18 protein-coding genes are annotated in these 18460 nt (G+C 71.8%); 9 read left to right on the forward strand and 9 right to left on the reverse strand.

Features of this window, described 5'->3' with window-relative positions; translation table 11 throughout:
- The first annotated feature begins 233 nt into the window (after window positions 1-233).
- Complete coding sequence (locus ACIBK1_RS10080) at window positions 234-1412, forward strand: ROK family transcriptional regulator (protein WP_030505420.1); 1179 nt, start codon at window positions 234-236, stop codon at window positions 1410-1412.
- A gap of 79 nt (window positions 1413-1491) precedes the next feature.
- Here ACIBK1_RS10080 and ACIBK1_RS10085 read toward each other — a convergent pair whose 3' ends face one another.
- The 8 genes from ACIBK1_RS10085 to ACIBK1_RS10120 form a co-directional block, all read right to left on the reverse strand.
- Window positions 1492-2817 (reverse strand): alkaline phosphatase family protein, encoded by a 1326-nt coding sequence (locus ACIBK1_RS10085; RefSeq protein WP_030505421.1) that lies wholly within the window; start codon window positions 2815-2817, stop codon window positions 1492-1494.
- The gene (gene eboE / locus ACIBK1_RS10090; protein WP_030505422.1) at window positions 2817-3929 is read right to left on the reverse strand and encodes a metabolite traffic protein EboE; all 1113 of its coding nucleotides are present in this window, start codon (window positions 3927-3929) and stop codon (window positions 2817-2819) included. Before eboE ends, ACIBK1_RS10085 begins: the two co-directional genes overlap by 1 nt.
- Before the next feature lies 1 nt (window position 3930).
- A complete protein-coding gene (locus ACIBK1_RS10095; protein WP_030505423.1) occupies window positions 3931-4773 on the reverse strand; it encodes a TatD family hydrolase in 843 nt (280 codons plus the stop codon).
- 5 nt (window positions 4774-4778) lie between these two features.
- Window positions 4779-5282, reverse strand: a complete 504-nt coding sequence (locus tag ACIBK1_RS10100) for an EboA domain-containing protein (RefSeq protein WP_076434674.1) — start codon at window positions 5280-5282, stop codon at window positions 4779-4781.
- A complete protein-coding gene (locus ACIBK1_RS10105; RefSeq protein ID WP_357318832.1) occupies window positions 5248-6099 on the reverse strand; it encodes a sugar phosphate isomerase/epimerase family protein in 852 nt (283 codons plus the stop codon). The genes ACIBK1_RS10100 and ACIBK1_RS10105 overlap by 35 nt, the downstream gene beginning before the upstream one ends.
- The gene (locus ACIBK1_RS10110; RefSeq protein WP_030505426.1) at window positions 6096-6941 is read right to left on the reverse strand and encodes an SCO3242 family prenyltransferase; all 846 of its coding nucleotides are present in this window, start codon (window positions 6939-6941) and stop codon (window positions 6096-6098) included. Before ACIBK1_RS10110 ends, ACIBK1_RS10105 begins: the two co-directional genes overlap by 4 nt.
- The gene (locus tag ACIBK1_RS10115) at window positions 6938-7090 is read right to left on the reverse strand and encodes a hypothetical protein (protein ID WP_156080698.1); all 153 of its coding nucleotides are present in this window, start codon (window positions 7088-7090) and stop codon (window positions 6938-6940) included. The genes ACIBK1_RS10110 and ACIBK1_RS10115 overlap by 4 nt, the downstream gene beginning before the upstream one ends.
- A 181-nt stretch (window positions 7091-7271) precedes the next feature.
- Window positions 7272-7400 carry a hypothetical protein gene (locus ACIBK1_RS10120; protein ID WP_357318838.1) on the reverse strand — a complete coding sequence of 43 codons (129 nt, stop codon included), beginning with the start codon at window positions 7398-7400 and terminating at the stop codon, window positions 7272-7274.
- Window positions 7401-7525: 125 nt separating this feature from the next.
- Here ACIBK1_RS10120 and ACIBK1_RS10125 point away from each other — a divergent pair, with 125 nt between their 5' ends.
- The 3 genes from ACIBK1_RS10125 to ACIBK1_RS10135 all read left to right on the forward strand — a co-directional run bounded on the left by ACIBK1_RS10125 (window position 7526) and on the right by ACIBK1_RS10135 (window position 13282).
- Window positions 7526-8665 (forward strand): sugar phosphate isomerase/epimerase family protein, encoded by a 1140-nt coding sequence (locus tag ACIBK1_RS10125; protein ID WP_030505427.1) that lies wholly within the window; start codon window positions 7526-7528, stop codon window positions 8663-8665.
- 125 nt (window positions 8666-8790) lie between these two features.
- Window positions 8791-12102 carry a PQQ-dependent sugar dehydrogenase gene (locus tag ACIBK1_RS10130; RefSeq protein WP_396733854.1) on the forward strand — a complete coding sequence of 1104 codons (3312 nt, stop codon included), beginning with the start codon at window positions 8791-8793 and terminating at the stop codon, window positions 12100-12102.
- Between the two features lie 169 nt (window positions 12103-12271).
- Window positions 12272-13282, forward strand: coding sequence for a DUF4349 domain-containing protein (locus ACIBK1_RS10135; RefSeq protein ID WP_396733856.1), 1011 nt, complete (start codon window positions 12272-12274; stop codon window positions 13280-13282).
- A gap of 48 nt (window positions 13283-13330) precedes the next feature.
- On the opposite strand, the gene hemE is transcribed toward ACIBK1_RS10135, so the two are convergent.
- Window positions 13331-14368, reverse strand: coding sequence for a uroporphyrinogen decarboxylase (hemE, locus tag ACIBK1_RS10140; RefSeq protein WP_396733859.1), 1038 nt, complete (start codon window positions 14366-14368; stop codon window positions 13331-13333).
- A 567-nt stretch (window positions 14369-14935) separates the two neighbouring features.
- Between hemE and ACIBK1_RS10145 the strand changes: the two genes are divergently transcribed.
- The 5 genes from ACIBK1_RS10145 (at window position 14936) to ACIBK1_RS10165 (ending at window position 18451) form a co-directional block, all read left to right on the forward strand.
- Complete coding sequence (locus ACIBK1_RS10145; protein WP_030505431.1) at window positions 14936-15532, forward strand: DUF3000 domain-containing protein; 597 nt, start codon at window positions 14936-14938, stop codon at window positions 15530-15532.
- A 3-nt stretch (window positions 15533-15535) separates the two neighbouring features.
- On the forward strand, window positions 15536-16759 hold the full coding sequence (locus ACIBK1_RS10150; protein WP_030505432.1) for an HRDC domain-containing protein: 1224 nt from the start codon (window positions 15536-15538) through the stop codon (window positions 16757-16759).
- Window position 16760: 1 nt separating this feature from the next.
- A complete protein-coding gene (locus ACIBK1_RS10155; RefSeq protein WP_396733862.1) occupies window positions 16761-17156 on the forward strand; it encodes a VOC family protein in 396 nt (131 codons plus the stop codon).
- A gap of 93 nt (window positions 17157-17249) precedes the next feature.
- Window positions 17250-17819, forward strand: coding sequence for an RNA polymerase sigma factor (locus tag ACIBK1_RS10160; protein WP_030505434.1), 570 nt, complete (start codon window positions 17250-17252; stop codon window positions 17817-17819).
- Complete coding sequence (locus tag ACIBK1_RS10165) at window positions 17816-18451, forward strand: hypothetical protein (protein WP_396733865.1); 636 nt, start codon at window positions 17816-17818, stop codon at window positions 18449-18451. The genes ACIBK1_RS10160 and ACIBK1_RS10165 overlap by 4 nt, the downstream gene beginning before the upstream one ends.
- Window positions 18452-18460: the final 9 nt, after the last annotated feature.

The raw sequence follows: 18460 nt of genomic DNA on the forward strand, positions 1-18460 counted from the left end.
CGGGCGTGTCCCGCCGCGAAGCGGGGAGCCCGGCCGCCACGGCAGAGCACACAGAGTCATGTTTCGGAACACCGGCCGACAAAGCCGACAGGAACGCAAGATCCTTAGAAACTTTTCACCTTCTAGGCAAAAAGTAAGGGTTCGCTGTAATAAAGTTGTTGCACTGGGAGCAGAAGTGCAGTCGCTTCTGACACTCATCCGAGTCCCCGACCCCGAAGAGCGGCGTGAAGCGTATGACGGCTCGCCCCGAGAACCCGCACCAGGCGCGAATCCTGCGCCTCCTGCGTCAGGACGGCGCGCGCTCGCGCGCCGAACTCGGCGAGGTGACCCGTCTGTCACCGTCGAAGCTCACCCTCGAGCTCGACCGGCTCACCAAACTGAACCTTCTCGAATCGGGCGGGCTCGCGGCCTCGCGGGGCGGCCGCCGGTCGGGCATCGTACGGGTCGCCTCACACCTGCGGTTCGTCGGCATCGACATCGGCGCCACGTCCATCGACGTCGGGCTGACCAACGGCGAGCTGGAGGTGCTCGGCCATCTGTCGAAGCCGGCGGACGTGCGGGACGGCCCCGAGGCCGTGCTGGAGCAGGCCCTCGACCTGGTCGGCAAGCTGCGGGCCGGCGGAACGACCGAGATCCACGGCGTCGGGATCGGGGTCCCCGGCCCGGTGAGCTTCCTCGACAGGACGCCGGTCTCGCCCCCGATCATGCCGGGCTGGGACCGCTTCCCCGTGCGGGAGACGCTGAGCCGCGAGTTCGGCTGCCCGGTGCTCGTGGACAACGACGTGAACATCATGGCACTGGGCGAGCTGCACTCGGGCCTGGCCAGGGCCGTCGGCGACTTCCTGCTGGTGAAGATCGGCACCGGCATCGGCTGCGGCATCGTGGTGGACGGCGAGATCTACCGCGGCGTGACCGGCAGCGCCGGCGACATCGGGCACATCCGGGTGTCCGAGGACGGCCCGCTGTGCACCTGCGGCAACACGGGCTGCCTGGAGGCGTACTTCGGCGGCGCGGCGCTTGCCCGCGACGCGCGGGCCGCCGCGGAGTCGGGCGACTCCCCCTTCCTCGCGGAACGGCTCGCGCAGGAGGGCACGCTGACAGCGGAGGACGTCGCCACGGCGGCCGCCTCGGGGGACGCCGCCGCCGTACGGATGGTCCGCGAAGGCGGGCGGCACGTGGGCCTGGTGCTGGCATCGCTCGTGAGCTTCTTCAACCCCGGCCTGGTGATCATCGGAGGCGGCGTGGCCGGCCTCGGCCACGCGCTGCTCGCGGAGATCCGCAGCGTGGTCTACCAGCGCTCGCTGCCGCTGGCCACCGGCAACCTGCCCATCGTGTTGTCCGAGCTCGGCGACACGGCCGGGATCATCGGGGCGACCCGGTTGATCAGCGACCACGTCTTCTCCGTCGAGTGAGCGCGCGGCCCGCACGGCCGGCTCAGGACGCCGGACGGCCGCCGCCCCCCTCGGGGGACGGCGGCCGTCCGTAAAGGGCTCAGCCCTTCAGCAGCTGCGTGATCAGGCCCTTGACCTCGGTCGCGGCGTAGGCGTCCCGGTCGAAGGGGCCGAGCAGCACCGGCCCGTCCGCCGCCGCGTCGGGCAGGCGGCCGTGGCTGCCGCGCACCGGCTCCGGGTCGAGCGGCACGACCGACATCTTGTAGCGCATGCCCAGCTTCTTGCGGGCCAGCGCCGTGCCGGCGCGCAGCTTCACCAGCGGGTCGTCCGGGTCCATGAACAGCTCCGCCGGGTCGTATCCCGGCTTGCGGTGGATCTCCACGAGCTTCGCGAAGTCGGGCGCCCGGTCGTCGGACAGCCAGTAGTAGTAGGTGAACCACGCGTCCGGCTCCGCCACGGCGACGAGGTCGCCGGCCCGCTCGTGGTCGAGGCCGTACTTGACCTTGCCCTCCTGACCCAGCACCTCGTCCACGCCCGGCAGCTCGGCCACGACGTCCCGTGCGCGGGCCAGGTCGGCGGGGTCGTTCACGTAGACGTGGGCGACCTGGTGGTCGGCGACCGCGAAGGCCCGGGAGGCCCAGGGGTCGAGATACTCCATGCCGTCCTGCGTGTAGACCTCCAGCAGCCCCGCCCTGCGCAGCGCCCGGTTGACGTCGACCGGGCGGGACGCGTTGGTGATGCCGTACTCGGACAGCACGATCACCGTGGCGTCCTCCTGCAGCAGCGGCGCGAGCGCGGCGTCGACCTCCCGGGCCGCCGCGACCGCCTGCGGCGCGTCGGGCCCGAAGCGCTGCAGGTCGTAGTCGAGGTGCGGGATGTAGACCATGAGCAGGTCCGGCCGTTCCTTCGCGAGGATCCGGCGGGCGGCCGCGATGATCCACTTGGACGAGGTGATGCTCGCCGTCGGCCCCCAGTAGGTGAACAGCGGGAACTCGCCCAGCTCGGCGACCAGGTCGTCGTGCAGCTGCGGCGGCCTGGTGTAGCAGTCGGGCTCCTTGCGCCCGTCGGCGTAGTAGATCGGGCGCGGGGTGACGATGAAGTCGCTGGAGCCGCCCATGGCGTACCACCAGCAGACGTTGGCCGTGCGGATCCCGGGCACCGCGTCCCACAGCTGCTCGCCCTGGATCAGCCGGTTGTGCTGCCGCCACAGGAAGACCTCGCCGAGGTCCCTGAAGTACCAGCCGTTGCCGACGATGCCGTGGTCGCGCGGCATCGATCCGGTCAGCAGAGTCGCCTGCACCGAGCAGGTCACGGCGGGCAGCACGGGCCGCAAAGACGCGGCGGTGCCGACCTTGGACACGTTCGGCATGTGCGCCAGCAGGCGCGGGGTCAGGCCGACGACGTTCACGACGACGACGGGCGCCATCAGATCTCCTTAAGTCCGAGGGCGGCGAGCCGCCGCCGGGTCCAGTCCAGCTCGGCCGCGATGCCCTCCGCGACGTCCACCGGGCCGGGAAGCACGCTCCAGGTGTAGGTCTCGACCTCGAGGTGCCGGGTGAGGGGCGCGTCCGGGGAGGCCAGGAGGCGTTCCAGCAGGTCCTCCAGGTACGGGGTGGTCGTGGCGAGCGGAGGCGGGGGCGCGGCGTGCAGCGGCATGTGGAAGTGCGTGCGCCACGGCAGGTCCGCCGGGAGCCCGCCGGCCAGAGCCTCCGGCAGGTCGTCGGCGTATCCGGCGGCGCAGCGCGTCTGGTGGAGATACCGCTCCTCCTCGTACGCCGCCAGCGCGCGCTGGCCACCCGGCGGCGCCTCGACGGCGGACGAGACCTGGAGTTTCACGATCGGCAGCCCCAGGGCGGCGGCGTCGGCGGGCTCCTCGAGACCGACGGCGAGGTGGCAGGCGTCGAGGCAGACGCCGAGATGCGCGGGGTCGGTGCCGGCCAGCAGCTCGACCGCCTGGGGCGTGGTCTCCACGATGCAGCCGGGCTCGGGCTCGAAGCCGACGCGGATCGTCTTGCCGGTGCGCTCCGCCAGCTCCCGCAGGCCGCGGGTGAGCGCGTCGAGGTTGGCGGCGACGGCCCCGGCCTTGTCCGGCGTCCAGCCGGTGCGCCAGGCGAGGGGCAGCGTCGAGATCGAGCCCTCGGTCACGTCGTCCGGCAGCAGCGCGGTGAGGATCTCGGCCAGGTCGAGGGTGTAGGCGAGCCGTTCCGGCTCCGCCCAGTCGGGCCGGTACACCCGAAGTTTCACGACCTGGTCGTGGAAGCCCTGGTAGGGGAAGCCGTTGAGGGTGACGACCTCCAGCCCCAGCTCGTCCAGCCGGGCGCGCAGCCGCGCCAGCTCACCGGGGTCGGCCCGCAGCGCCCGCGCCGCGCCCGACGACAGCCACAGCCCGAGGCCCAGCACGGGGGCGCCGGTCAGCGCCCGCACCCGGGCGGCGACGCCGGACAGCTGCCCGTGGATCCCGTCGAGGTCCTCGGCGGGGTGGACGTTGGTGCAGTAGGCCAGGTGGACGACGGAACCGGAGGGATGCAGCAGACGCATGTCAGCGCGTCCCGCGCAGGATCGTGTTGCCCTCGTAGTCGCCGCCGGACTCGACGTCGTCCAGGTGCAGGCGCCCGCTCTGGCCGTAGAACGCGACCGGGTTCCGCCACAGCACCTGGTCCACGTCGTCGTCGGTGAACCCGGCGGCCAGCATGGCCTCGCCGACCTCGCGGGTCTTGAGCACGTCGCTGCGTCCCCAGTCGGCGGCGGAGTTCACGATCATCCGCTCGGTGCCGTACTCCTTGAGGATCGCCACCATCCGGTCCGGGTCCATCTTGGTGTCCGGGTAGATCGAGAAACCCGCCCAGCACCCGGCGTCGCGGACCATGCCGACGGTCAGCTCGTTGAGGTGGTCGACGAGGACCCTGCCGGGCTCCATGCCCTTGACCACGTCGAGCGTCCGCCGGGTCCCGGCCGCCTTGTCGCGGTGCGGGGTGTGCACGAGCACCGGCAGGCCGTGCTCGTCGGCCAGCGCGAGCTGGGCCTCGAAGACGCGGTCCTCCTCCGGCGTCACCGAGTCGTAGCCCACCTCGCCGACCGCCACGACGGAGTCCTTCAGCAGGTAGCGGGGCAGCTCGTCCAGCACGCCCGCGCAGCGCGGGTCGTTGGCCTCCTTGGGGTTGAGCGCGAGCGTGCAGTGGTGGCGGATGCCGTACTGCGCGGCGCGGTACGGCTCCCAGCCGAGCAGCGCGTCGAAGTAGTCGAGGAAGCTGCCGACGTTCGTGCGCGGCTGGCCGAGCCAGAAGGCGGGCTCCACGACGGCACGGACCCCGGCGGCGTACATGCGCTCGTAGTCGTCCGTCGTGCGGGACGTCATGTGGACGTGGGGGTCGAAGATCCTCATCGGAATCAGAGCCTCTCGAGAACGTCGGGGGGAACGGGCCGTCCGGCCGCGCGGCGCTCGGCGGCGAAGTCGGCGAGCATGCGCCGCAGCTCCTCGTCGAACCGCCGGTCGAGGCCCTCGACGGACGTGAGCGGGACGGACATGAAAACGCACTTGAGCACGCCCTGCCGGAAGGCGTGGTCGTCAAGCCAGGCCGAGCCGTACGGGCCGAGCGCGGCGGCGACCAGCCGGGTGTCGTTGGTCCGCAGGGCGTCGTGGACGAGCGGGAGAGCGGCCGGACCGAGGTCGAGCTGCGGAAGCGACTCCAGGATCTCCAGCCGCTCCCCCGCGTCGCCCTGCCAGTAGAGCTTCGTGATGGCCGCCACGGGGTCCTGCACGGTCTTCGTGAGCGTTCTCAGCAGCTCCGCGCGGGCGCCCGGGCCGCCCTCACGCGCGGCCCGCGGGAACACCGCGTAGACGGTCTCAGGGTCGCGCTCAACGTCGGCTACGGCCCGCGCCAGCCAGGTCATGTGCCCTCCTCAGGAATTCGATCGACCTTCGCGCCACGTCGGGCGCCGCGTGGCTGTGCCTCGCCAGTTCGACGGCGACCAGCCCGCCGAAACCGTCGAGGGCGGCGAGCACGGGCGGGAAGTCGATCTCGCCCTCGCCGAACTCGAGATGCTCGTGGACGCCCCGCCGCATGTCCTCGATCTGGACGTGCACCAGGTGCGGCAGCGCCCGCTCGACGCACTCGGTCACGTCGTACGGCTCCAGGCAGCGGCAGTGCCCGATGTCGAGCGTGAGGCCGAACCTCGGGTGCCCGCCGAGCAGGTCGCGCAGCCGTTCGTATCCGGCGAGATCCGCCACGAGCATGCCCGGCTCGGGCTCGAACCCGAGCGTGACGCCCGCCTCGTCCGCCTCGGAGAGCAGGCGCTCGCACTGCCGTACGAGCCGGTCCCACGCCTCCTGCTCGGGCACCTCGGGCGGCCGGATGCCGCTCCAAAGGTGCACCACGGGGGCGCCGAGGTCGGCCGCGATCCGCATGGCCCCGCGCAGGAAACGCACCCGCGCCTCGGCCTCGTCGTGCAGCAGGGTCGGGAAGTGCTTGCGCCGGGGGTCGAGCGTGTAACGGCCGCCCGTCTCGACGGCGAGGGCCAGGCCGAGTCGCTCCGCCAGCGCCGCGATCCGCCCGACCTCCGCCGGGGAGGCCCCGGGCATGAGGTGCCCGTGGTCGAGGGAGACCGCCGCGCCGGTGTAGCCGAGGTCGGCGAGCACCTCCAGTGTCTGGTCGAGCGGGTGGTCGCGGAACCCGTTGGTGCAGTAGGCCCAGTTCATGAGCACGGTCACGACGTGGCCACCTTCGCCGACAGCCACCGGCCGGCCGGCAGCGCGGCCAGCAGCGCCGCCGCCTGGGCGAGCCTGCCCCGCCCGGCCACCGCGGCCGCCTGCAGCGGGATCAGGCCGAGGATGCTCATCCGCACCGCCTGCCGCACCTGCTCGGGGTCGGGGTCGGCGCGCAGCGCCGCCTGGGCCCTTCCGGCGGTGGCGAGGTAGCCGGCGATCATCGCGGCGGCGCCCAGCCGCCCGGTGGTGTCGCCGCCGCGGCAGGCGACGGCGGCCAGCGCCGCGGACGCGCCGGTCGCGGCCAGCGCCTGCGTGACGGTCGCGGGGGTGGCGCCGTCCACCTCGGCGCGGCCGAGCAGGGTGATCCCGTAGGTGTGGGCGCCGACGGCCAGCGCCATGGGGGCGGCCGCCCGCGTGTTGGGGCCCGCCCCGAGCAGGACGTCGAGCACGCGGCAGGCCGCCATCGCGGCCGGGCCCGCCGCCGTGTGCTTGAGGCGCAGGTCGTAGGCCCAGGCGGCGCCGGCGAGCAGTCCCGCGAGCGCGAACCCGCGGCGTCCGCCGAAGACCGCGGCGGTGGCCACCCCGGCGCCGGTCAGCGCGGCGGCGAGGCCGAGCGCGCCCTCCGGGCTGATCCGGCCGGAGGGGATGGGCCGTTCCGGCCGTTCCTTCGCGTCGATCTTCCGGTCCGACCAGTCGTTGAGCGCCATTCCGGCCCAGTAGAGCAGCACCGACGCGGCGGCGAGGCCGGGCCGGGCCGATCGTCCGGCCGCCGCGGCGCCGGCGAGCGTGTCCCCGGGAACCGACAGCGCGGCGGGCGCGCGGACCAGCTCCAGCCAGGCCCTCACGGCCGCACCGCCGACGGGGCCTGCGCGAACGCCGCCCACCGGGCGTACTGGGTGGGCGGGGCCGCTCCCGCCCGGACCGCCGTCGCCCCGACCACGGCTGTGGTCGCGACGGCCCCCCGGGCGTCGACCAGCCAGACACCGATCGGCACTGTAACTCTCCCGTCAACTCGGGTATGAAGGGTGACCCCGGAACATTCGGATAGTAAGAGGGATCTTTCGGCACTGACAAGCAAAAGTTTCCCGAGAGGGCATAGAAAGTTCCCCCACCTGCGCTCGAACAGCGTGACGGGATCCCGGTCCCCGGCTCTCACCGCGGGCACCGCGGCGCGATCACGACGACACCCGCTCGATGAGCCGTTCGCCGAACAGCCCGACTTTGTCCTCTTCAAAGACAAAGTCAAAAAGATCATTGCAAAACTTCTTCCCCATTGAGCAGAAGTCGCGTAACTTGCTCGCCATGTGGCTCCGCACCGTCCCGAGGGGCCGGAGTGAGACCCGGAGTGAAACAAGGAGCGGAGGCACCCGCGGCACGGCCGCGTCATCGGGGGGACCGAGTTCTTCACGCAGATGGAGTTGGCTAGACGATGAGCGCGTACGAAGAAGAGATGGAGACCGCCGGCAACCTCGGACGCAGGCTGGGGCTCAACCGCCGTCAGTTCCTCGCGGCCACGACCGGCATGGCGGCGGCCGCCGCCGTGGCCGCGGCAGGCCCGATGAAGTCGGCCGCGCGTGCGGCGACCGCGGGCAACGGCGTGCTCGTGCCGCCCGGCAAGCGGGGCATCATCCTGTACACCGTCCGCGACGCCGTCTCACGGGACCCGCGGTCGACCACCCTCCCGTCCGGCTTCCGCCCGGTGCTCGAAGAGCTCAGCCGGATCGGTTACAAGCAGGTGGAGTTCGCCGGCTACGCCCAGCACGCCAACGCCGAGGGCGGCGCCAACCTGGAGACCGTCGAGGGCGCCCGCCTGCTGCGCACCTGGCTGGACGACAACGGCCTGGAGGCCGAGGGCAACCACGGCTTCATCCCCGGCTCCTGGCCGCTGAACCAGGCCGACCTCGACCGCTTCAAGCTCCACCTGGAGATCGCCAACATCCTCGGCATGAGCCACGTGGGCACCGGCAACGACCCGACCGGCAGCGCCTACAAGGCCGACTGGGACGTGGCCGCCGACAAGTGGAACACGCTGGGCGAGCTCGCCACCGCGGCCGGCCTCAAGCTGTACACCCACAACCACGACGTGGCCTACAGCTTCCTGCTCGACAGCGGCCCGCTCGACGCCCAGGGCCGGCCCACCCGTTCCTCCGGCATCCGCCGCCTCGAGTACTTCCTCTCCCAGACCGACCCGGGCAAGGTCTGGCTGGAGATGGACATCTTCTGGGCGCACGTGGCCCAGTACAAGTACAAGACCTACACCGCGCCCGACGGCTCCACCCAGACGCAGGTCTTCAACCCGCTCGGCGTCGTGCAGGCCCAGACGATGCGGTTCCCGCTGTTCCACGCCAAGGACGGCAAGATCAACACCGCCACCTCCAACGGGTACGACATGGTTCCGTTCGGCACCGGCGACATCGACTACAAGAGCTTCTTCTCCCAGATGGGCGCCAAGGGCTACCACAACCCGATGTACGAGCAGGACAACGCCCCCGGCGGCACGGCCAACCCGGCGCAGTCCCTGGAGTACTCGAAGCTGAGCTACGACAACATCGCCAAGCTCCGCGGCTGAGGCCCGCCCGAGCAGTTCGGCTGATCACTTGAGTATGGCGGACCGCCACGCGTTCGACCCGTTCCACCGGCACGCGGCGGCCCGCCTTTTCCTGCCACCCCCCTGGAAGAAGAGGCGCAGCAGACTTGAAGCGTACTCGCATACTGGTCGGCGGTCTCGCCGCCGCGTTGACGCTCCCGTTCGCGGCGACGCTCACCGCCGCTCCGGCCCAGGCGCACGAAGACGCGCTGCACTGGGAGAACTACGAGAAGGTCACCCTCACCAAGGACGTCGGCGAGCCGATCGACATGGCGATCCTGCCGGACAGCCGGGTGCTGCACACCGCCCGCAACGGCGACGTCCGGATGACCGACCCCGCCACCGGCGTCACCAAGGTCGTCAACACGATCGACGTCTACAACAACTCCGAAGACGGCCTGCAGACGATCGGCCTCGACCCCGACTTCGCGAACAACAAGTGGGTCTACGTCTACTACGCGCCCAGGAAGATGACCGGGGCGTACCCGGAGACGACTCCGACCGGCTCCGCGCCCAACTCTCTGCCCGCGGGCGCCGACGAGTCGTACTGGAACCAGTGGAAGGGCTACAACCAGCTCTCCCGGTTCAAGTGGGACGGCGACAAGCTCGACCTGTCGACCGAGCAGGTCATCATCAAGATCGGGACCAACCGCGGGCAGTGCTGCCACGTCGCGGGCGACTTCGACTGGGACGACGAGGGCAACCTCTACCTTGCCACCGGCGACAACACCCCCGCCAGCACCCCCGGCGCCAACGGCTTCGCGCCCAACAACGACGCTCCCGGGATGAACCCGGGCTTCGACGACCGCCGCGGCGCGGGCAACACCAACGACCTGCGCGGCAAGATCCTGCGGATCAAGGTGCAGGAGGACGGCTCCTACACCGTCCCGGACGGCAACCTGTTCCCGAAGGGCACCGCCAAGACCAGGCCCGAGATCTTCGTGATGGGCGTGCGGAACCCGTTCCGCATGGACGTCGACGGGAAATCCGGCACGCTGTCGTGGGGCGACTACGGACCGGACGCCGGCGCCGCCGACCCCAACCGCGGCCCGATGGGGTACGTCGAGTGGAACGTGACCCCGCTGAACAAGCCGATGAACGGCGGCTGGCCGTACTGCACCGGCGACAACTTCAACTACAACCACTGGGACTACGCGAACTCCAAGCCGCGTGAGTTCTTCGACTGCGCGGGCGGCCCGACCAACAACTCCGTGTGGAACACCGGCCTGGAGAAGCTGCCCCCGGCGACCCCGGCCGACCTGTACTACGGCGACCGCGCGAGCGACCAGCCGGCCGAGTGGTCGGGGCTGACCGAGTTCGACCCGGTGCAGAACGGCCAGGCCCCGATGGGCGGCCCGGTCTACCACTACGAAGCGGACAACCCCTCGACGACGAAGTTCCCCGAATACTGGGACAACAAGTTCTTCATGGGCGAGTTCTCCCAGGACTACCTGGCGGCGTTCACCGTGTCCGGCCCGGACGGCCCGGTCACCAAGATCGAGCAGGTCCTGCCCAACGCCGAGCTGACCAAGATGGCGATGCCCATCACGGACAACCCGATGGACCTCGAGTTCGGCCCCGACGGCGCGCTCTACGTCCTCGAGTACGGCGACGGCTTCTTCCGCGCCAACCCCGACTCGGGTCTCTACCGCATCGACTACTCGCCGGGGAACAAGGCCCCGCAGGCGAAGATCACCGTTGACAGGACGTCGGGCAGCAACGCGCCGCTCACCGTCCAGTTCAGCGGCGCCAAGTCCACCGACGCCGAGGCGGGCGACCTCACCTACGAGTGGGACTTCGACGGCAACGGCTCCTTCGACGCGAAGGGTGTGACGGCGAGCCACACCTACGACAAGCTCGGGCAGTACACCGCCAGGCTCCGCGTCACCGACGCGGGCGGCAGGTTCGGCCTCGCCACGACCGAGATCACCGTCGGCAACACCGCGCCCACGGTCGGCATCGAGACCCCCGGCGACGGCGGGTTCATCGACTGGGGCAACGCGGTTCCGTTCAAGGTCAAGGTGACCGACCAGGAGGACGGCGACGACCCGACCTGCAGCAGGGTCGCGTGGACCTTCGGCCTCGGCCACGACACGCACGCCCACCCGATCACCACGGGCACCGGATGCACCGTCACCTGGGCGACCCCGGCCGACGCGCCCGAGCACGGCGAGACCGAGAACATCTTCGGCGTCGTCGTGGTCAGCTATCGCGACAACGGCGCCAACGGCATCCCCGGCGCGAGCAGCGACGCGACGCTGATCCTCAACCCGAAGCTCATGCAGGCCGAGCACGGGGACGACAGCAAGGGCGTCACCAAGACCCAGGACGAGACGGCGTCCGGCCTCAACAAGGTCACCTCGTTCGACGCCGGCGACTACATCGGCTACGACCCGGTGAACCTCAGCGGCATCACGTCCGTGAAGACCGTGGCCACCGGCGCGGGCACCCTGTCGCTGCGCTGGAACTCGCCGACCGGGGCCCCGTTCGCGACCGTCGCGATCCCGGCCGGCGCCGGCTGGCAGACGGTGACCACCGACCTGAAGAACGCCCCCACGGGCAGCGGCAAGCTGTACGTCACCTCGACCGGCGGCGTGGACGTGGACGCGTTCACCTTCGTGGGCGACGGCGTCGCCGACAAGACCCCGCCGACCGTGACGGCCGCGCTCAACCCGGCCCAGCCGAACGGTGAGAACGGCTGGTACACCGGCAACGTGACGATGACGGTGACCGCGACCGACAACGGCACGGTGTCGAGCCGGCAGTACTCGATCAACGGCGGCGCCACCTGGCTGAGCGCCAACAACGCGGTGACGTTCAGCACCGAGGGCGCCACGGAGGTCCGCTACCGGGCCACCGACAGCGGCGGCAACGTCGGGCAGGGCACCCTCACCGTGAAGATCGACAAGACCGCGCCCGCGCTGACCGTCAGCGGCGTCGACTCCGGTGACCACGGCGACTCGACCTCGATCACGCCCGTCTTCTCCGCCACGGACGCCGCGTCCGGGGTGGCGAGCGTGACCGCGGCCGTCGGCGACCTGCAGGTCAAGCCGGGCGAGGCGCTCCCCCTCTGGAAGCTGCCGCTCGGCGAGAACGAGCTGATCGTGACCGCCGAGGACAAGGCCGGGCACGCCACGAAGAAGACGGCGGCCTTCACCGTCACGACCTCCTTCGAGGACGTGAAGGCCCTCCTCACCGCCTTCCGGAGCGCCGGCACGGTGACCGAGGACGGCGACGTCCTGATCGCGCAGCTCGACCAAGCGGCCAACCAGGCCGGCATGGGCAAGAAGGACAACGCGATCAAGGCCCTGGAGCGGTTCACCGGCTTCGCCGGCGATCCCAAGAGGGTGACCGACAAGGCCGCGAGCGACGCGCTCATCCGCGACGCGAAGGCGCTCATCGAGCGGCTGCGCGGCTAGCCAGACGTCCCGTGGGTCCGGCCCGGCCCGGCCGGGCCCACGGGACCCCAACACCCCCACAGCCCTCTCACGCCCCGGAAACAGAGACGCCGGCGACCACGGCGGCATCGTGATGCCATCGTGATCGCCGGCGTCGAACTGCCCGTGCCGGTGAACCGATGTAAAGAGCATGAGGCGAATCCGGTACGGCGCGGCGGCCCTGCTGTCCGTCGCCTTTCTGTTGACGGGATGCGGCGGCTCGGGCGCATCCAGCAGCGACGCGGCCGGCAGCGTCGCCGGCACCATGGCACCGGCCGGGGACGCCCCCACGGCCGAGATCCCGGCTCAGGAGCGGGCGCCCGCCACGGGCGGCGCGAGCGGCGGGCAGGAGAAGACCAGGATCGACCCGGCCGCTCGCGCGATCATCTACCAGGCCGAGCTCACCGTCGAGGCCAAGGACGTCCCGTCGGCGGCCGAGCGGGCGAAGGCGATCGTGACGGGCGCGGGCGGATACGTCGCCGAGGAGCGCAGCGCGTCCATTCCCGGCGGCGAGCAGTCGACGATCGCGTTCAAGGTGCCGCCGGCGCGCTACGCCGACGTGCTGGCCCAGCTCGGACGCGACCTCGGGAAACGCACCTCGGTGCGGCAGAACGCGCAGGACGTCACCGAGGAGGTCGCCGACGTCGCCAGCCGGGTGAAGTCGGCCGAGGCCGCGCTCGGGCAGTTCCGCACGCTGCTGTCGAAGGCGAACAAGATCGGCGAGATCCTCGAGATCGAGCGGGAGATCTCCAGCCGCGAGGCCGATCTGGAGTCGCTGCAGGCCAGACAGAAGGCCTTGGAGACGCAGACCGGGATGGCCACCGTCACGCTCACCCTGCTGCCCACGCCGAAGCCCTCGCCCCGCCCCGAGCAGGAGGAGGACGGGACCGGCTTCCTCGCCGGGCTGCGCGCCGGGTGGGACACCCTGACCACGTCGGCCGTGGCGGCGCTGACCGTGCTGGGCGCGCTGCTGCCCTGGATCGTCGTGGCGGGGGTGGTGTGGCTGGCCGTCCGGGTCGTCATGCGCCGGATGCGCCGCCGTGCGGCCCCGCCGCCCGGCGCCGTTCCTCCCGGGCCCGTTCCCCCCGGGCCTCCCGCTCCCCGCGAGGACCGGGACGAGAACCGGGATCAGGACCGGGAGTCCGAGCGCACGCCGCGGTGACGCCTTGGTGAGGCCTCAGTGGCGCCTCAGTGGCGCCTCATGGATGCTTCAGCGGACCGAGGACTCGTGGACGAAGTCGGTGAGCCGGGCGAGCTGGTCGGGGTCGGTCGAGGGAAGCACGCCGTGGCCGAGGTTGAACACGTGCCCCTCGGCCACCCGGCCCCGTTCGAGCACCTCCCTGGCCCGCCTCTCGACGACCTCCCAGGGCGCGAGCAGGATCGCCGGGTCGAGGTTGCCCTGCAGGGCCTTGCCCGCGCCCACGCGCAGCGCGGCCTCGTCGAGCGGCACCCGCCAGTCGACGCCCACCACGTCGGCGCCGGCCTCGCCCATGAGGCCGAGCAGCTCGCCGGTGCCGACGCCGAAGTGGATGCGCGGCACGCCGAGGTCCGCCAGGCCCGCGAAGATCTTGCTGGTGTGCGGCAGCACGTAGGTGCGGTAGTCCTGCGGCGCGACCGCGCCCACCCACGAGTCGAAGAGCTGGGCGGCCGAGGCGCCCGCCGCGACCTGCACGCGCAGGAAGGCGAGCGTGATCGCGCCGAGCCGCTCCATCAGCTCGTGCCACAGCTCGGGCTCGCCGTACATCATGGCCTTGGTGCGGTCGTGGTTCTTGGAGGGACCGCCCTCGATGAGGTAGGACGCGAGCGTGAACGGCCCTCCGGCGAAGCCGATCAGCGGGGTGCCGCCCAGCTCGCCGGTGAGCGCGCCGACCGCCTCCGTCACGTACGGGACGTCGTCCGGCTCCAGGGGCCGCAGGACCTCCATGCCCGCCTTGTCGCGGATGGGGGTCGCGACGACCGGGCCGACGCCCGGCTTGATGTCGAGGTCGACGCCGATGGCCTTGAGCGGGACCACGATGTCGCTGAAGAAGATCGCCGCGTCCGTGCCGTACCTGCGGACCGGCTGCATGGTGATCTCGACCACGAGGTCGGGCGTGGCGCAGGCGGTGAGCATCTCGACGCCCGCGCGCACCCTGCGGTACTCGGGCAGCGACCGCCCGGCCTGGCGCATGTACCACACCGGCGTGTGCGGAACGGGCTCGCGCCGGCACGCGCGAATGAAAACGGAATCGCCGAGCTGGGGTTTCACGGCACCAGCCTGCCATGTCCCGGCGGCGCCCGGCGCCGGGACCCATGACCTGGGGCTCCAGAACGACGCGCGGACGGCCGTTGATCGCGTAAGGTGAACCCCAACCCCTCCTGTGAGTCATCTCACAGCTCGGCAATGTGTTCGTCAATCGGCCATCCGGCATCGATTCCAATACCACTTTCGAGACACGCCGAGTGCGATGCGGGGAAATGTCGCCGGGACGTGCCAACGTCGGATCAGTCCCGAGCGACCGCCACGACCGTGGATCCGACGAGAGGCCCCGGAGCGATGACTTCGATGTGGAGTTCCCCCGAACGCCGCACTGAGCGCTGTGCCGGCAGCGACGCCGCGCGCCCCGCCCGCCCGAGCGGCGCGCCGCGCGCGAGGGGGCGGCGAGACCGCGCGGACGGCCGCGGCGACCGCCGGGACCGCACGCGCACAGGCGCCCGGGCGCGGACGGCCGACCGGGCGACGGCTCGACTGGCGGCGACGGTTTGACGACTTCCGATGCCCCCCACAGCCACCCCCCTGCTTCGCGCTATCCCGAATCCGACCTACTCTTCCGTCATGACCCTCGGTGAACCGCCTGCACCTCCCGCCGCCTTCCGGCGCGCGCTGGAGACGCTGCGCCCCGCCGAGGTGCGGCCGGAGATCGAGCTGGAGGACATTCCCGCACCTCAGCGGCTCGCCCCCTATTCCGGGGCCGTCGGGGCGTCGGTGTACCGTGACGACGACGAACTCGCCGTCGGCCGCCTGATCATGCTGTTCGACCCCGAGGGGCAGCGCGGCTGGGAGGGACCGTTCCGCCTCGTCGCCTACGTACGCGCCGACATGGAGCCGGAGATGACCACAGACCCGCTGCTGGGGCCGGTGGCATGGAGCTGGCTCACCGAGGCGCTCGACGCCCACGGCGCGCGATACGCCGCGGTGGGCGGCACGGTCACCCGCGCCGTCTCGGAGGGATTCGGCGGCAAGGCGGACGACCCCGTCACCACGGAGATCGAGCTGCGGGCCTCGTGGTCGCCGCTCGACGAGGACCTGTCGTCGCACGCCGCCGCCTGGTGCGACCTCATGTGCCTCGCCGCGGGCATCCCCCCGCTGCCGCCCGACGTCGCCACGCTGCATCCGCGCCCCGCCCGCCGAGATGATCCGAAAGTTCCTTAGCCCGTGACAGAACCCGTAATCCAGCCGTTGGTGGAGCCGCGCGAGGGAATCCCGCCCGTCATCGAGGACTCCGCCGCGCTCGCGGCCGCCGTCGACGCCTTCGCTCGTGGGTCGGGTCCGGTGGCCGTCGACGCCGAGCGCGCCTCCGGATACCGCTACAGCGGCCGCGCCTACCTGGTGCAGCTGCGCCGGGCCGGCGCGGGCACCGCGCTGATCGACCCGATCAAGTGTCCCGACCTGTCCGCGCTGGACGAGGCCGTACGCGACGCCGAGATCGTCCTGCACGCCGCCAACCAGGACCTGCCGTGCCTGGCCGAGCTCGGCTTCCGCCCGGGGCGGCTGTTCGACACCGAGCTGGCCGGGCGGCTGCTCGGCTACGAGCGGGTCGGCCTGGGCACCATGGTCGAGCTCGTTCTCGGCCTGCGGCTGGAGAAGGGCCATTCGGCGGCCGACTGGTCGGCCCGCCCGCTGCCGGAGGACTGGCTGCGCTACGCCGCGCTCGACGTCGAGGTGCTGGTCGAGCTGCGCGACGTCCTGCACGACGAGCTTTCCGGCACCGGCAAGCTGGATTGGGCGCTGGAGGAGTTCGCGTCGATCCTGGCCGCGCCCGCCCATCCCCCGCGTACCGACCCCTGGCGGCGCACCTCGGGCATCCACCGGGTGCGCACGCTGCGCGGGCTCGCCGTGGTGCGTGAGCTGTGGACGCTGCGCGACGAGATCGCCCGGGAGTCCGACCTCGCGCCGGGCCGCGTGCTGCCCGACGCGGCGATCGTGCAGGCCGCCCTCGACCAGCCGCGCACGACCAAGGCCCTCACCGAGATCACGCCGTTCGTCGGCCGCAGCGCACGCCGCCACCTCAACGACTGGCTGACGGCGGTGAACCGGGCCCGCACGATGCCGGAGGCGTCGCTGCCGCAGCCCGTGGGGCCCGGGGACGGCCCTCCCCCGGCCAACCGGTGGGCCGACCGGGACCCGGCCGCCGCCAAGCGGCTCGCGGCGGCGCGTGCCGTCGTCGCCGCGCTCGCCGACGAGCACCGCATGCCGACGGAGAACCTCCTCCAGCCCGACGCCGTACGCAGGCTGACCTGGGAGCCGCCCGCGCCGATCAGCGAGGAGACCGTGGCGGAGCGGCTGCGCGCACTGGGCGCGCGGGAGTGGCAGATCGGCCTGACCGTCCACCCGCTGGCCAAGGCGCTCGAACGGCTGGAGATCAAGGGAGAGGTGTGACATGCGGGGCGACGGCCGGGACGCGGAGTCTCCCTTCGGCTACCGGTTGCACCACGTCCAGCTCGCCATCCCGGCCGGGGCGGAGGACGACTGCCGCGCCTTCTACGTGGACGTGCTCGGGATGACCGAGATCGGCAAGCCCCCCGTGCTCGCCGCACGCGGGGGCCTGTGGGTGCGGGCCGGCGCCCTGGAGATCCACCTCGGCGTGGAGGAGGACTTCCGCCCCGCGCGCAAGGCGCACCCGGGCATCCTGGTGACCGGCCTCGACGACCTCGCCGCGCGTCTGGCGGCCGCCGGCGTCGAGGTCTCCTGGGACCCGCACTTCCCGGGCCATCGCCGCTTCTACGCCCACGACAACGTCGGCAACCGCCTGGAGTTCCTCTCCCCGGAGACCTGACCGGCGCGTACGACCAGCAATTGAAGAAATGAAGCATTTCGCCCTGGCTCGGTAAGTACAGGTGACCGCATACGCCAGGAAAGGCCGAAATGCATGACTACCACCCGCGAAGTCGTCGCGGCGGATGATGCGACCCTCATCGAGAGATCGCTGCACGAGCCGGAGGTCTTCGCCGTCCTGTTCGACCGGCACGCACCGCTCCTCCACCGCTACGTGACCAGGCGGCTGGGACCCAGCGACGCGGAGGACGTCGTGGCCGACACCTTTCTGGCCGCCTTCCAGAACCGGGGCGACTACGACCGGGGCCGCCCCGACGCCCGCCCATGGCTGTACGGCATCGCCTCGAACATGATCGGGAAACGGCGGCGCGCCGAGACCAGCCTCTACCGCGCGTACCTCCGCAGCGGCGTGCACCCGGGGGAGATACCGGGCGCGCAGGTGGAGGACGGAGTCAACACCCTGGCCGTCAACCGGCCGCTGGCGCGCGCCCTGCTGCGGCTCAAACGGGCCGACCGCGACGTGCTACTGCTCGTCGCCTGGGCCGGGCTGAGCTACCAGGAGGTCGCCGACGCGCTCGCGATCCCCCCGGGCACCGTCGCCTCGCGGCTCAACCGCGCCCGCAACCAGATGCGCCAGGATTTACCAGAGGGAGATTGGCAATGAACGCGCTCACCGGCATGTGGCAGAACGTTCCGGCAGCCTCGCGGGACGACCTCGCCGGGGCCAGGCGGCGGCTGCTGGACGGGATGCAGGCCCGGCCCGTCCTCGCCACCTCCAGGCGTCGGGTCGTCACCGCCCCTCGGCTGCTGGTCGCGGCCGGCGTCGCGGCGGCGGCCGTAACCGCACCGCTGGTCGCCGGCGGCGGGACCCCGGCGTACGCAGTGACCGAGAACCCCGACGGCACGATCACGGTGGCGCTCAACGAGATGCGCGACCCCGAGGGACTGCGGGCCGATCTGCTGGCGGCCGGGGTCACGGCCGACGTGTCGTTCCTGGCGCCGCACACGCGGTGTGCGGACTCCCGGTTCGAGGGCGCGGACCCCTCGTACGGGTCGCGGGGCCATACGGAGGCGCAGCTGCGGAAGGGCGTGGAACAGTGGCGCTCGTTCGCGGCGGCCCGGGTGGTCGATGTCCGTGAGATCAGAATCCGTCCGGAGTTCATCTGGCCGGGCGAGACGCTCGTGCTGGAGTTCCGCGACAACCGGGACGCGCGGCGGCCCTGGAGGCTCGGCGCCTGGCTGGCCAAGGCCGGCTCGCCCGTCAAGCCCTGCACACCCGTGGCCGACGCCGGCTGAGCCCTTCCG

Source organism: Microbispora rosea (assembly GCF_044460045.1).
Classification (GTDB): domain Bacteria; phylum Actinomycetota; class Actinomycetes; order Streptosporangiales; family Streptosporangiaceae; genus Microbispora; species Microbispora rosea.

Coding starts and splice junctions, on each gene's coding strand:
- ACIBK1_RS10080 (WP_030505420.1), top strand. CDS start 234: ATGACGGCTCGCCCCGAGAACCCGCACCAGGCGCGAATCCTGCGCCTC.
- ACIBK1_RS10085 (WP_030505421.1), bottom strand. CDS start 2,817: ATGGCGCCCGTCGTCGTCGTGAACGTCGTCGGCCTGACCCCGCGCCTG.
- eboE (WP_030505422.1), bottom strand. CDS start 3,929: ATGCGTCTGCTGCATCCCTCCGGTTCCGTCGTCCACCTGGCCTACTGC.
- ACIBK1_RS10095 (WP_030505423.1), bottom strand. CDS start 4,773: ATGAGGATCTTCGACCCCCACGTCCACATGACGTCCCGCACGACGGAC.
- ACIBK1_RS10100 (WP_076434674.1), bottom strand. CDS start 5,282: ATGACCTGGCTGGCGCGGGCCGTAGCCGACGTTGAGCGCGACCCTGAG.
- ACIBK1_RS10120 (WP_357318838.1), bottom strand. CDS start 7,400: ATGGCGAGCAAGTTACGCGACTTCTGCTCAATGGGGAAGAAGTTTTGC.
- ACIBK1_RS10125 (WP_030505427.1), top strand. CDS start 7,526: ATGAGCGCGTACGAAGAAGAGATGGAGACCGCCGGCAACCTCGGACGC.
- ACIBK1_RS10135 (WP_396733856.1), top strand. CDS start 12,272: ATGAGGCGAATCCGGTACGGCGCGGCGGCCCTGCTGTCCGTCGCCTTT.
- ACIBK1_RS10145 (WP_030505431.1), top strand. CDS start 14,936: ATGACCCTCGGTGAACCGCCTGCACCTCCCGCCGCCTTCCGGCGCGCG.
- ACIBK1_RS10155 (WP_396733862.1), top strand. CDS start 16,761: ATGCGGGGCGACGGCCGGGACGCGGAGTCTCCCTTCGGCTACCGGTTG.
- ACIBK1_RS10160 (WP_030505434.1), top strand. CDS start 17,250: ATGACTACCACCCGCGAAGTCGTCGCGGCGGATGATGCGACCCTCATC.
- ACIBK1_RS10165 (WP_396733865.1), top strand. CDS start 17,816: ATGAACGCGCTCACCGGCATGTGGCAGAACGTTCCGGCAGCCTCGCGG.